Raw genomic sequence first — 13,049 nt, forward strand, 5'->3', positions numbered from 1 at the left:
TATGCCGGTAAATGCTTAATACACGTATTGCGACCCAAATTTACGCCAAAATTTGTTTTGAAGCAACTTCTGGGCAAAAAAAAATCGTAGAAAAGTTATCCGATTATCTTGCAGATGACGATTTTTCGAAGATTTTCGTGCTCAACGGATATGCGGGAACCGGCAAGACCACGCTCATCTCGGCGCTGGTCGGAGCGCTCCACGAAATGGGGATGAAACCCGTCCTGCTGGCCCCCACGGGGCGTGCCGCCAAGGTCCTCGCGCAGTATGCCCACGAGAAGGCGCTGACCATCCACAAGCGCATCTACCGGCAGCGGACCAATGCCGACTACGAATCGAAATTCTCGCTCAATCCCAACCCAGAACGGGGGGCCGTCTTCATCGTTGACGAGGCCTCGATGCTGGCCGACATGCCTGGCGGCGATGCGCTGTTCGGCAGCGGCTCGCTGCTGCAGGACCTGGTCGACTATGTCCGCAGCGGGCGCGGCTGCCGGCTCATCCTGGTGGGCGACAACGCGCAGCTGCCGCCCGTGGGGTGCGATTTCAGTCCGGCGCTCGACCCGCAGGCGATGTCCTCCTACGGCGAGGTGGTCTACGGCACGATGGACGAGGTGGTCCGCCAGGAGGCGCAGTCGGGTATCCTCTTCAATGCCACGCTCGTGCGCTGCATGCTCGAGCAGGGAATCTACGAGATTCCGCGTTTCAACATGGATTTCCCGGATATCGTCGCACTTGAGGGCGGCGACTTCCTCGAGACGCTGCAGGACTGCTATGCGCGCTACGGGCGCGACGAGTGCATCGTCATCACCCGTTCGAACAAGCGTGCGAACCGTTATAATAATGGTATCCGCTACAACGTGCTCTACGCCGAGGAGGAGATTGAGAGCGGCGACATGCTGATGGTGGTCAAGAACAACTACTACTTCACCGAGCACGACAAGGAGTGTCCGATGAGCTTCATCGCCAACGGCGACATCGCCTGCCTGAAGCGGCTGCGGCGCTTCGAGGAGCTCTACGGCTTCCACTTCGCCGAGGCTACCCTCTCGTTCGGCGACTACGACGATACGGAGCTCACCTGCAAGGTGCTGCTCGACACCCTCTCGTCGGAGTCCCCCTCGCTGACGCGCGAGGAGAGCACGCGGCTCTTCTACGAGGTCGAAAAGGACTACCTCGACATCCGCAGCAAGCTGAAACGCTTCAAGGAGATTCGTGAAAATCCCCACTTCAACGCCCTGCAGGTCAAGTTCGCCTATGCGGTTACCTGCCACAAGGCTCAAGGCGGGCAGTGGAAGGCGGTCTTCGTCGACCGCTGCATCTTCGGCGACGAGCCGATGACGCGCGACATGCTGCGCTGGCTCTACACGGCTCTCACGCGGGCAACCGAACGGCTCTACCTGGTCAACTTCGACGAACGCTTCTTCGAATATAAAAGGTGCATTTGCGCGCAATATATTGATAAACAATGAATAAACAGGATATACCTCAATCCGCGGAACAGGCCTCGGAGCCCGTCGTCGAGCGCCATCCGCTCGAACCCTTCCTGCCCGAAAATGCCCGGCTGCTAATGCTGGGGAGCTTCCCGCCGCCCCGCCGGCGCTGGTCGATGGAGTTCTACTACCCCAACCTCCAGAACGACATGTGGCGCATCTTCGGCGACCACTTCTTCGGGGAGCGCGACCACTTTCTGACCCCCGACCGCAAGGCCTTCGACCGCGCACGGCTCGAGGAGTTCCTCCGCACGAAAGGGGTCGCCCTGTACGATACGGCCTGCGAGGTTATTCGCCTGAAAGGCAACGCTTCGGACAATTTTCTTCAAGTTGTGCGTGAGACTGACATACCGGCCCTTATACGCCGGCTGCCCCACTGCCGCGCGGTGGTGGTGACGGGTCAGAAGGCTGCCGAGACCCTCTGCCGGAAACTCGGCATCGCGACGGTTCCCGAGGTGGGCGGCTCACAGCCCTTCACGCTTGACGGCCGACGGCTGCAGCTTTGGCGCATGCCCTCCTCGTCGCGCGCCTATCCCCGTCCGCTCGAGTGGAAGGCCGCCCACTACGCCCGCATGTTCGACGAGGTGTTCCGGTAAGATATCTTCCAACAGGTATTTACTTCAGATTATCTAAAGCTTCGGTTCGATGCGGTCGGCGTCGCGCACAGCCGGCCGATGCCGGGTGGCGCGTTCCGATGTGCCGGGATGATGCGGCTTTTCGTGCAATTTTTCGGCGGGGCATTTTGACCGGCCGGCAAAATCCGCTATCTTTGTAGGAACTATTTTTTGAAGAAAAAGACCGTGGCAAAGAGCGAAAAAACGAAGGCCGACAACAAGCAATATGTCGAAACCCCGCTGATGAAGCAATACTACTCCATCAAGGCGGTGCACCCCGATGCAATCCTGCTGTTCCGCGTGGGTGACTTCTACGAAACCTTCGGCGAGGATGCAATCCGTGCCAGCGGCATTCTGGGCATCACCCTCACGCGGCGGGCCAACGGCGCGGCGTCGTATGTCGAGCTGGCCGGCTTCCCCTACCACGCCATCGACACCTACCTGCCCAAGCTGGTGCGTGCGGGCGAGCGCGTCGCCATCTGCGAACAGCTGGAGGACCCAAAACTGGTCAAGGGGCTGGTCAAGCGCGGCGTCATCGAGCTGGTGACCCCCGGCGTGGTCCTCGAGGAGAACATCCTCTCGAACAAGGAGAACATCTATCTGGCCTCCATCTATTTCGGCCGCCAGTCGACCGGCGTTGCCTTCCTCGACATCTCGACCGGCGAGTTCTACGTCTCTGAAGGGAGCGATTCGTACGTCGACAAGCTGCTCTCGAACTTTGCTCCGAAAGAGATTATCTACCAGCGTGGTTGCGAGGAGCACTTTACGCAGGCCTTCGGGTCGAAGTACTACACCTACCGCCTCGACGAGTGGGTCTTTTCGGAGGAGGTGAACCGCGAAAAGCTCTGCCGCCAGTTTGGCACCCAGTCGCTCAAGGGCTTCGGCGTGGAGCACTTCACCACAGGTATTTCGGCGGCGGGAGCCATCCTCCACTACCTCGAATTCACCGAGCACAAGAACATCGGCCACATCACCTCCATCGCCCGCATCGACCAGAACGACTACGTCTGGATTGACAAGTTCACCATCCGCAACCTGGAGCTCTTCTCGACCAACGGCGCCGCGGGCCGCAAGAACGGCTTTGCCGACGTCATCGACCGGACGCTGACCCCCATGGGCGGCCGTCTGCTCAAGCGGTGGGTGGCCATGCCCATCAAGGAGCCGGCGCGCATCAACGAGCGGCTCGACATCGTGGAGCTGCTCACGCGCGAGGGGGAGTTCGCCGAGGCGCTTCGCGAGCAGCTGGAGGCCGTGGGTGACCTCGAGCGCATCGGTTCGCGCATCGCCGCCGCGCGCATCACCCCGCGCGAGCTGGTGCAGCTTAAGAATTCGCTCTCGGCGGTCGAGACGCTCAAGGTGCTGCTGCAGTCGACCGATGCCGACCGGCTCCACCAGCTTGCCGAGCGCATCGACCCCCTCACGGAGGTGCGCGACCGTCTGGCGCACGACATCTACCCCGACCCGCAGAACAACCAGATTCAGAAGGGGGGCGTCATCGCCGACGGGGTCGACGCCGAGCTGGACGACCTGCGCCGCATCGCGCTCCACGGCAAGGACTACCTCAATCGCATCCAGCAGCGCGAGAGCGAGGCAACGGGCATTCCGTCCCTCAAAATCAGCTACAACAACGTCTTCGGCTACTATATCGAGGTGCGCAACACCTATAAGGACAAGGTTCCCCCGACGTGGATTCGCAAGCAGACGCTCACCAGCGCCGAGCGCTACATCACCGAGGAGCTCAAGGAGTACGAGGAGAAGATTCTGGGGGCCGAGGAGCGGATGCTCGTCATCGAGCAGCGCATCTACTCCGAAATCGTTGCCTATGTGGCCCGTACGCTGCCCCAGCTACAGCGCAATGCAGCCACCATCGCCGGCATCGACTGCCTGCAGTCCTTTGCGCGCATCGCCTGCGAGCGTCACTACGTGCGTCCGGTATTGGACGAGGGGCGCCGCATCGACATCCGCCAGGGGCGCCACCCGGTCATCGAGACGCTGATGCCCGTCGGCGAACAGTATGTCCCCAACGACGTGATGCTCGACGACAAGGAGCAGCAGATAATGATGATTACGGGTCCCAACATGTCGGGTAAGTCGGCGCTGCTGCGCCAGACGGCGCTCATCGTGCTGATGGCCCAGATGGGCTCGTTCGTCCCGGCCGAGTCGGCCCATATCGGCATCGTCGACAAGATTTTCACGCGCGTCGGCGCTTCGGACAACATCTCGCAGGGCGAGTCGACCTTCATGGTCGAGATGCTCGAGTCGGCCAGCATCCTGAACAACATCTCGGACCGCAGTCTGGTGTTGCTCGACGAAATCGGCCGCGGTACGAGCACCTACGACGGAATTTCGATTGCGTGGGCCATGGTCGAATACCTCCACAACCACCCTACGGCCCGCGCCAAGACGCTCTTCGCCACCCACTACCACGAGCTCAACGAGATGGAGCAGATGTGCCCGCGGGTGAAGAACTACCACGTGGCGGTCAAGGAGATGGGCAATACAATCGTCTTTCTGCGCAAGTTTGAGCGGGGCGGCACCGAGCACTCGTTCGGTATCCACGTGGCCCGCATGGCGGGCATGCCCCTCTCGGTCGTCGCCCGCGCCGAGGAGATTCTGCGCAACCTCGAACTGGTCTACGGCAACAACGAAATTGTTCCCAGCCGCAGCCTCAAGGAGCGGGGGCGCAAGGCCTCGGCCCATGCCGTGCGCGAGGCGGCCGAGAGCCCTTCGCCGCAGAACATGCAGCTCTCGATGTTCCAGCTCGACGACCCGGTGCTGGTGCAGATTCGCGACCAAATCAAGGGGTTGGACATCAATTCGCTGACGCCCATCGAGGCGCTGAACAAGCTCAATGAAATCAAGAAGATAACGGGTCTTTGACGCTCGTTGTCAGCGGGTTGCCTTTGGTGCAATGCAAAAGGAGAGGAGTCCGGCCTGTTTGGCTGGGCTCCTCTCTTTTTTGGGGAATGGCTTCTGATTCTGGCGAATGGTTTCTGGCGGCCTGGCGGCCTGCACGACTCCGGCCCTGTGCCTTGCGGTTTGCCGGTGGGCTGGGCCCCGATGTTTCGGGTCTCCGACGCTCCGGGGCGGCTCGGTGCCTCATGGAGTCTGGCACATTCCGGTGCCCCGGCGTTCAGGTGTCGCTGCATCCCGGCGCTCAGAAATGCCGGTTTGTCGGCGACGCTGCTGCTCGATTTTCCGGAGCCTCGGCGTTCCGGTTCCCGGTTTTTCCGCCCGTCCGCCGTCTCCGGTTTCTCGCTCCCCTCCCGGTAGCCCGGCAGCTTCAGAACCGCCGTACGCGGCTGTGGCAATAGGGCTGCTGCCCCTTGCGCTCGTAGTAGTTCTGGTGGTAGGCCTCGGCCGGCCAGAAGTGCGATGCCGGGGTGATGCGCGTCACCACGTCGTACCCCTTTGCGCGCAGCTCGCCGATGAGCCGCTCGCCCACCTCACGCTGCTCGGGCGTCGTGTAGAAGAGCTCCGAGCGGTACTGGTCGCCGATGTCGGGACCCTGGCCGTCGGCCTGCGTCGGGTCGTGGATTTCGAAGAAGAGGCGCGCCAGCGTCTCGTAGCTCACCTGTGCAGGGTCGAAGCGGATGCGTACCGCCTCGGCATGGCCCGTCGTGTGGCTGCAGACCTCCTCATAGGTGGGGTTCTCGGTGTGGCCTCCCGTATAGCCCGCCTCGATGGAGCGAACGCCCGGCACGCGCGAGAACATGTACTCGACGCCCCAGAAGCAGCCGCCGGCAAAGATGGCCGTCTGTTCGTGCTGCTCGGCTGACTTCGGTTCGAAGGTGAGCGATATGGAGTTGACGCAATGTCTTAGGTTCTTGGGCGTAAATCCCTCTCCGGCAAATACATGCCCCAGGTGCGCGCCGCAGCGGGCGCAGAGAATTTCGGTCCTCCGTCCGTCGGCGTCGCGTTGGCGGCGGATGGCTCCGGGCAGCTCGTCGTCGAAGCTGGGCCAGCCGCAGCCGGCGTCGAACTTGTCCTCCGAGCGGTAGAGCGCGGCACCGCACTGGCGGCAGCGGTAGGTGCCCTCCTCGTCGAAATCGTAGTAACGGCCCGAGAAGGGGGCTTCGGTCCCCTTCCCGATGATGACCCGCCGCTCCTCGGCTGTGAGCGGGGCGGGCTTTTGTGCGGTTGCGGTCATGGCGGTAAGCAACAGGCTTGTGATGAGTGCAAAACGGGTCATGTCGTAACGGCTGTGGCAAAAACTACGCCACTATTTCCTTGCCGCGCAGGAAGACGCGGCTGATGAGCGGCGTGGTGTAGGCATAGGGGAAGAAGGCGACCGAAGGCATGGGAGGCGTGAGGAAGAAGTTGGCCAGCTTGCCCACGGTGATGGAGCCTGCGTCGCGGCTCAGCCCCATGGCATAGGCGCCGTTGAGCGTCGCGGCGTTGATGGCCTCGGCCGGTGTCATCCTCATGCGAATGGTGGCCAGCGAGAGGACCATCTTCATGTTGCCCGAGGGGGTCGAGCCGGGGTTGTAGTCCGAAGCCAGCGCGACACCCAGACCTGCGCGGAGCATCTCGCGGGCGGGCGGATAGCTCATCCCGAGGAAGAAGGCGGCGCCGGGGAGCATCGTGGGCATCGTGCGGCTGCCGCGCAGCGCCTCGATTTCGGCCTCGCCCATCCGTTCGAGGTGGTCCACCGAGAGCGCGCCGTGGGCCACACCCACCTGCACGCCGCCCGAGACGGCCAGCTCGTTGGCATGAATCTTCGGCACAAGTCCGTAGCGGGCGGCCGTTTCGAGGACGCGGGCCGTCTCCTCGACCGTGAAGAAGCCCTGGTCGCAGAAGACATCGACATACTCGGCCAGCCCCTCGCGGGCCACGGCCGGGAGCATTTCGCGGCAGATGAGGTCTACGTACTCTGCCTGGCGCCCGACGTAGGCGCGCCCAACGGCGTGCGCCCCGAGGAAGGTGGCGCGCACCTCGAGCGGTGCCGTCTGGCGGATGCGGCGGATGACGCGCAGCATCTTCAGCTCGTCCTCGGTCGTGAGGCCGTAGCCGCTCTTGATTTCCACGGCGCCGGTGCCCATGCGGATGATTTCGCGGATGCGCTCCATCGCCTGGCGGTAGAGCTCCTCCTCGGAGGTGGCGTGGAGCCGGTCGGCGGAGTTGAGAATACCCCCGCCGCGGCGCGCTATCTCTTCGTAGCTCAGGCCGTTGATTTTGTCGAGGAACTCCTGCTCGCGGCTGCCGGCATAGACCAGATGGGTGTGCGAGTCGCAGAACGACGGGAAGAGCATCCCCCCGGCGGCATCCACCACCTCTGCGGCATCGGGACACCCCTCGGCCATCGACCCGAAGGCGGCGATGCGCCCCTCCTCGGCCAGCAGCCAGGCGGCATCGAGCGTCTCCAAACGTCCCATCTGCTCGCCACACAGACGTTCGATGCCTTCCGGCTGGATTCCGACAATCGTTCCGATGTTCTTAATCAGCAGTCTCATGATGCGTCCTTTGTTTTGCGGATGCTGACGACGGCTACTCCTCCACCTGCTCGGTGCGCAGGAAGCGGACCGAGGCATCGATGAGCGGATACATCACGCGGTCGATGTCGACGAAAGGCACCACGCGGCGGTAGTCGGCGAAGATGCGTTCGATGCGCTCCGACGAGCGGGCCGGGCGGCGGAACTCAAGCGCCTGGGCGGCGTTGAAGAGCTCGATGGCCAGCACGCGTTCCGTGTTGTTGACCACGCGGTAGAGCTTCGTGGCGGCGTTCGAACCCATGCTCACATGGTCCTCCTGACCCTGCGACGAGGGAATCGAGTCGACCGATGCCGGCATGCAGAGCCCCTTCGACTGGCTGACAATCGAGGCGGCCGTGTACTGCGGAATCATGAAACCGCTGTTGAGTCCCGGCTTGGCGACCAGGAAGTTGGGCAGGCCGCGCTGGCCCGAAATCAGCTTGTAGATGCGGCGCTCCGAGATGTTGCCCAGCTCGGCCACGGCGATGGCCAGGAAGTCCATGGCCAGCGCGATGGGCTGCCCGTGGAAGTTGCCGGCCGAGACGACCATGTCCTCGTCGGGGAAAATCGTCGGGTTGTCGGTCGTGCTGTTGATTTCGGTCGTGATGACGCTCTCGACATAGTCGATGGTATCCTTCGAGGCTCCGTGCACCTGCGGGATGCAGCGGAACGAGTAGGGGTCCTGGACATGCTGCTTGGGGCGGGCCAGCAGTTCGCTGCCCTCGAGCAGGCGGCGGAACGCACGTGCCGTGGTGAGCTGACCCTTGTGGCCGCGCACCAGGTGCACCTCGTCGCAGAAGGGTTCGATGCGGCCGTCGAAGGCGTCGAGCGACATGGCGCCGATGCGGTCGGCCCAGGCGCTCAGCCGCTGCGCCTGCATGACGGCCCAGACGCCGTAGGCGCTCATGAACTGCGTGCCGTTGAGCAGCGCGAGGCCCTCCTTCGACTGCAGCTCGATGGGAGCCCATCCCTTTTCGGCCAGCACCTCGGCAGCGGGGCGCACGCGTCCCTCGTACTCCACCTCGCCCAGTCCGATGAGCGGCAGCGACATGTGGGCCAGCGGCGCCAGGTCGCCCGACGCTCCGAGCGAGCCCTGCTGGTAGACCACCGGCAGGATGTCGGCGTTGAAGAAGTCGATGAGCCGCTCGACCGTCGCCAGCTGAACGCCCGAATGGCCGTAGGAGAGCGACTGCACCTTGAGCAGCAGCATCAGCCGCACAATCTCCGAGGGGACGCGCTCGCCCGTACCGCAGGCGTGCGACATCATGAGGTTCTTCTGCAGCTGGGCCAGGTCATCGTGCCCCACCGAGATGTTGCAGAGCGAGCCGAAGCCCGTCGTGATGCCGTAGATGGGGCGTTCGGGGTGCTCCATCTTGCGGTCGAGGTACTCGCGGCAGCGGACGATGCGGCGCTTGGCGTCGTCGCTCAGTGCAAGGGTGATGTGACGGTCGAGAATTTCGCGGACGCGGCCAATCGAGAGGTGCTCCGCCGAGATATGGTGAATTTCCATGAGAAGATGATTCGTTTTTTGTGGTTGGTTGGTGGTGTTTGTTTCCCGGCTGCGGCCGGAGCGGAGGGAACTCCCCCGCCCCGGCCCTTGCCGAAGAATGTGATGCGCGCGGCGGAGGGGTTACTCCTCCTTGAGCGCATTGCGGACGAGCTCCTCGTCGGCGATGTTGGGCATCGTGACCTGCAGGCCGGGCGTGCGCTCCATCTCGCGGCGGATGGCCGACATGGCGCCCTCGTTGCGGGCCCAGCTGCGGCGGGCGATGCCGTTGTTGACATCCCAGAAGAGCATCTCGCGGATGTGGCGCTCGGACTCCTCCGTACCGTCGATGACCATGCCGAAGCCGCCGTTGATGACCTCGCCCCAGCCTACGCCGCCGCCGTTGTGGAGCGATACCCACGTGGCGCCGCGGAACGAGTCGCCGATGACGTTCTGCACCGCCATGTCGGCCGTGCGCGACGAGCCGTCGTAGATGTTCGACGTTTCGCGGTAGGGCGAGTCGGTGCCCGAGACGTCGTGGTGGTCGCGGCCCAGTACGACGGGTGCCGAGAGGCGACCATCGGCGATGGCGCGGTTGAAGGCCAGCGCGATTTCGGTGCGTCCCTGGCAGTCGGCATAGAGGATGCGGGCCTGCGAGCCTACGACCAGCTTGTTGCGCCCCGCCTCGCGAATCCAGTGGATGTTGTCGTCGAGCTGCCCGGCAATCTCGGCGGGCGCCGTCCGGCGAATATTCTCGAGCACCTCGGCCGCGATGCGGTCGGTCGTCTCGAGGTCCTCGGCCTTGCCCGAGGTGCAGACCCAGCGGAAGGGTCCGAAGCCGTAGTCGAAGAACATCGGGCCCATGATGTCCTGCACGTAGGAGGGATAGCGGAAGCGTCCGTTCTCGCCGTTGACCGCCGCGCCGGCGCGCGAAGCCTCCAGCAGGAAGGCGTTGCCGTAGTCGAAGAAGTACATGCCGCGGGCCGTCAGCTTGTTGATGGCGTCGACCTGGCGGCGCAGCGACTCCTGGACGCATTCGCGGAAGCGCACGGGCTCCTCGACCATCATCTTGTTCGAGGCGTCGTAGCTCAGCCCCACGGGGTAGTAACCGCCCGCCCAGGGGTTGTGCAGCGAGGTCTGGTCCGAACCGAGGTCGACATTAATCTCCTCGGCGGCGAGGCGCTCCCAGAGGTCGACGACGTTGCCCACGTAGGCCAGCGAGACCACCTCGCGGTCGGCCACGGCGCGGCGGATGCGCGGCAGCAGCTCGTCGAGCGAGTCGTGCAGCTCGTCGACCCACCCCTGGTCGTAGCGCTTCTGCGCCGCCTTGGGGTTGATTTCGGCAACGACCGAGACCACGCCCGAGATGTTGCCCGCCTTGGGCTGGGCACCCGACATGCCGCCCAGTCCCGACGAGACGAAGAGCATGCCGCGGGCATCCTTGCGCTCGGCGTTGAACCGCTTGCGGGCGGCGTTCATGATGGTGATGGTCGTGCCGTGGACGATGCCCTGCGGACCGATGTACATGTAGGAGCCGGCGGTCATCTGGCCGTACTGCGAGACGCCCAGCGCATTGAAGCGCTCCCAGTCGTCGGGCTTCGAGTAGTTGGGCACCACCATGCCGTTGGTCACAATCACGCGCGGAGCGTCGGGATGCGAGGGGAAGAGCCCCAGCGGGTGGCCCGAATACATGACCAGCGTCTGGTGGTCGGTCATCTCCGAGAGGTACTTCATCGTCAGGCGGTACTGCGCCCAGTTCTGGAAGACGGCGCCGTTGCCTCCGTAGGTAATCAGTTCGTGGGGGTGCTGCGCCACGGCCTTGTCCAGATTGTTCTGAATCATCATCATGATGGCGGCCGCCTGACGGCAGCGGGCGGGATACTCGTCGATGGGACGGGCATACATCTCATAGCCGGGGCGCAGACGGTACATGTAGATGCGGCCGTACTTGCGCAGCTCCTCGGCAAACTCCCTGGCCAGCAGCGCATGGTGCTTCTCCGGGAAGTAGCGCAGCGCGTTGCGGATGGCCAGCACGCGCTCTTCGGGCGTCAGAATCTCCTTGCGCTTCGGGGCGTGGTTGATTTGCTTGTCGTAGGGTTTCGGTGCGGGCAGCTTGTCGGGAATGCCGGCCCGGATGTCGTTCTGGAATTCTTGCAGTGTCATATCGTTTGGCTATTTTATCTTCTGTTCCACAATGGCGAGCACCTCCGCCTCGAGGTGGCAGGCTTCGGCCGCCAGCGCATCGGCTTCGGCGATGAGGCGGTCGGCCGTCGCACGGTCCTTGAGTCCGGCGGCGTTGATTTTGACGTTGAGACAGGCACCCATCACGGCGCTGCGGGCGGCCAGAGCGCCCACGCCGGCATCCGATACCGAATTGGGGTTGCCCGTCTGGGCCATCGCACGCACGAGCTCGAAGACGCGCGACGAGGCCTTCATCGTACGCAGCGGCACCTCGGTGGCGTAGAGCGTCGCCTCCTGCAACGCGGCGCTGCGGGCGGCCTTCTCCTCGTCGGTCGTCTTGGGCATGGCGAAGACGGCCATGATGCGGTTGAAGGCGGCCGTATCCTCGTCCACCAGATGCAGCAGCTCGGTCATCACCTCCTGGCCCTTGTCGGCCCAGTCGGAGAACTCCTCCCAGCGGGCGTCCCAGCCGGCCTTGTGGGCCGAGAGGTTGGCCACCATCGTCCCCAAGGCCGCACCCAGCGCACCCATGTAGGCCGAGATGGAGCCGCCGCCCGGAGCCGGCGATTCGCTGGCCGTCTCCTCGGCAAAGTCCGTGCAGGTCATGTCGACGAGCCGCTTGGTGCGGTTGTCGGCCTCGAGCAGATACTCGATGACCTTCTCGTCGGGGTTGAAGGGCTTCAGGTCGTCGAGCCCCATCGACTTGATGGCGATGCGGATGATTTCACGCTCCGAGATGCCCGTCGAGCGCTGCTGCTTGCGCAGGAAGTAGCGCCCTGCGTCGACCAGCGCCCGCTTGGGGACCAGACCCACAATCTCGGTTCCGGTGACGCGCACGCCCCGGGCATCGGCCTTGCGGCACACCTCGTCGAAGGCGATGTGGAGCGGCGTGACCGAAATGTCGGTGATGTTCATCGAGACCTGGGCGATGCCGTACTCCTCGATGAACCAGCCGATGGCTTTCGTCGCCTTGAGCGTACCGGGCTGCATGAGCGTGTTGCCGTGCTCGTCCTTGAGCGGCTTGCCCACGGGCGAACCGCCCTCGCGCACGGGGCGTCCCTTCTCGCGCACGTCGAAGGCGATGGCGTTGGCGCGGCGCGTCGAGGTGGTATTGAGGTTGAAGTTGACGGCGATGAGGAAGTCGCGGGCGCCGACGGTCGTCGCACCCGTGCGGGCCACACCCTCGTCGAAGGGGCGGGCGCCGAAGTCGGGCGCCGTCTCCGCATGGGCCAGCTTCTCGGGCAGCGCCTCATACTCGCCGGCGCGGCAGACGGCCAGATTCTTCCGCTCGGGCTTCAGGGCGGCCGCCTCGTAGCAGTAGGTCGGAATATGCAGCTCGTCGGCGATGCGGCGGGCCAGACCGCGCGACAGTTCGGCGCACTCCTCGAGCGTGATGCCCGCAATGGGGATGAGCGGCAGCACGTCGGTGGCGCCCATGCGCGGGTGAGCGCCGTGGTGGTTGCGCATGTCGATGAGCTCCGAGGCGCGTTTGACACCGGCAAAGGCCGCCTCGAGCACGGCTTCGGGCTCGCCGACGAAGGTCACCACCGTGCGGTTGGTCGCCTCGCCGGGGTCCACGTCGAGCAGTTTGACCCCTTCGACCGCCTCGATGGCCGAGGTAATTTCGTGAATTACGGCCTTGTCGCGTCCCTCGCTGAAGTTGGGAACGCATTCTACGATACGTTTCTGCATATTCGGAAGTTTTAGGATTATCTCTTATCAAAGGTAAGAAAAATTCGGAGAACATTTGCAAATCCGTAATCAAAAAAGCAATTTCTCCTTTGAAACGGGAAGTTTTGCCCCCGCTTTT

8 protein-coding genes are annotated in these 13,049 nt (G+C 63.7%); 3 read left to right on the forward strand and 5 right to left on the reverse strand.

The window, feature by feature from the left end:
- Window positions 1-11 precede the first annotated feature (11 nt).
- The 3 genes from B5F90_RS01515 to mutS all read left to right on the forward strand — a co-directional run bounded on the left by B5F90_RS01515 (window position 12) and on the right by mutS (window position 4,981).
- Window positions 12-1,466, forward strand: a complete 1,455-nt coding sequence (locus B5F90_RS01515; RefSeq protein WP_087360381.1) for an AAA family ATPase — start codon at window positions 12-14, stop codon at window positions 1,464-1,466.
- Entirely contained in the window at window positions 1,463-2,083 is a 621-nt protein-coding gene (locus B5F90_RS01520; RefSeq protein ID WP_087360384.1) for a uracil-DNA glycosylase family protein, read from the forward strand. The genes B5F90_RS01515 and B5F90_RS01520 overlap by 4 nt, the downstream gene beginning before the upstream one ends.
- A 261-nt stretch (window positions 2,084-2,344) precedes the next feature.
- Complete coding sequence (gene mutS / locus B5F90_RS01525; protein ID WP_087360658.1) at window positions 2,345-4,981, forward strand: DNA mismatch repair protein MutS; 2,637 nt, start codon at window positions 2,345-2,347, stop codon at window positions 4,979-4,981.
- 403 nt (window positions 4,982-5,384) lie between these two features.
- Here the strand turns inward: mutS and B5F90_RS01530 are convergent, their stop codons facing one another.
- The 5 genes from B5F90_RS01530 to ftcD all read right to left on the reverse strand — a co-directional run bounded on the left by B5F90_RS01530 (window position 5,385) and on the right by ftcD (window position 12,931).
- On the reverse strand, window positions 5,385-6,251 hold the full coding sequence (locus B5F90_RS01530; RefSeq protein ID WP_204229519.1) for a bifunctional methionine sulfoxide reductase B/A protein: 867 nt from the start codon (window positions 6,249-6,251) through the stop codon (window positions 5,385-5,387).
- Between the two features lie 64 nt (window positions 6,252-6,315).
- Window positions 6,316-7,554 (reverse strand): imidazolonepropionase, encoded by a 1,239-nt coding sequence (hutI, locus tag B5F90_RS01535; RefSeq protein ID WP_087360390.1) that lies wholly within the window; start codon window positions 7,552-7,554, stop codon window positions 6,316-6,318.
- Between the two features lie 34 nt (window positions 7,555-7,588).
- Entirely contained in the window at window positions 7,589-9,082 is a 1,494-nt protein-coding gene (hutH, locus tag B5F90_RS01540; RefSeq protein WP_087360393.1) for a histidine ammonia-lyase, read from the reverse strand.
- Between the two features lie 120 nt (window positions 9,083-9,202).
- On the reverse strand, window positions 9,203-11,221 hold the full coding sequence (locus B5F90_RS01545; protein WP_087360396.1) for a urocanate hydratase: 2,019 nt from the start codon (window positions 11,219-11,221) through the stop codon (window positions 9,203-9,205).
- A gap of 9 nt (window positions 11,222-11,230) precedes the next feature.
- Window positions 11,231-12,931 carry a glutamate formimidoyltransferase gene (gene ftcD, locus B5F90_RS01550; RefSeq protein WP_087360399.1) on the reverse strand — a complete coding sequence of 567 codons (1,701 nt, stop codon included), beginning with the start codon at window positions 12,929-12,931 and terminating at the stop codon, window positions 11,231-11,233.
- Between the last annotated feature and the right edge of the window lie 118 nt (window positions 12,932-13,049).

The sequence above is a fragment of the Alistipes sp. An31A genome, assembly GCF_002159425.1.
Lineage (GTDB): Bacteria > Bacteroidota > Bacteroidia > Bacteroidales > Rikenellaceae > Alistipes > Alistipes excrementigallinarum.

Coding starts and splice junctions, on each gene's coding strand:
- hutI (WP_087360390.1), bottom strand. CDS start 7,554: ATGAGACTGCTGATTAAGAACATCGGAACGATTGTCGGAATCCAGCCG.
- ftcD (WP_087360399.1), bottom strand. CDS start 12,931: ATGCAGAAACGTATCGTAGAATGCGTTCCCAACTTCAGCGAGGGACGC.
- B5F90_RS01530 (WP_204229519.1), bottom strand. CDS start 6,251: ATGACCGCAACCGCACAAAAGCCCGCCCCGCTCACAGCCGAGGAGCGG.
- B5F90_RS01515 (WP_087360381.1), top strand. CDS start 12: ATGCTTAATACACGTATTGCGACCCAAATTTACGCCAAAATTTGTTTT.
- mutS (WP_087360658.1), top strand. CDS start 2,345: ATGAAGCAATACTACTCCATCAAGGCGGTGCACCCCGATGCAATCCTG.
- hutH (WP_087360393.1), bottom strand. CDS start 9,082: ATGGAAATTCACCATATCTCGGCGGAGCACCTCTCGATTGGCCGCGTC.
- B5F90_RS01545 (WP_087360396.1), bottom strand. CDS start 11,221: ATGACACTGCAAGAATTCCAGAACGACATCCGGGCCGGCATTCCCGAC.
- B5F90_RS01520 (WP_087360384.1), top strand. CDS start 1,463: ATGAATAAACAGGATATACCTCAATCCGCGGAACAGGCCTCGGAGCCC.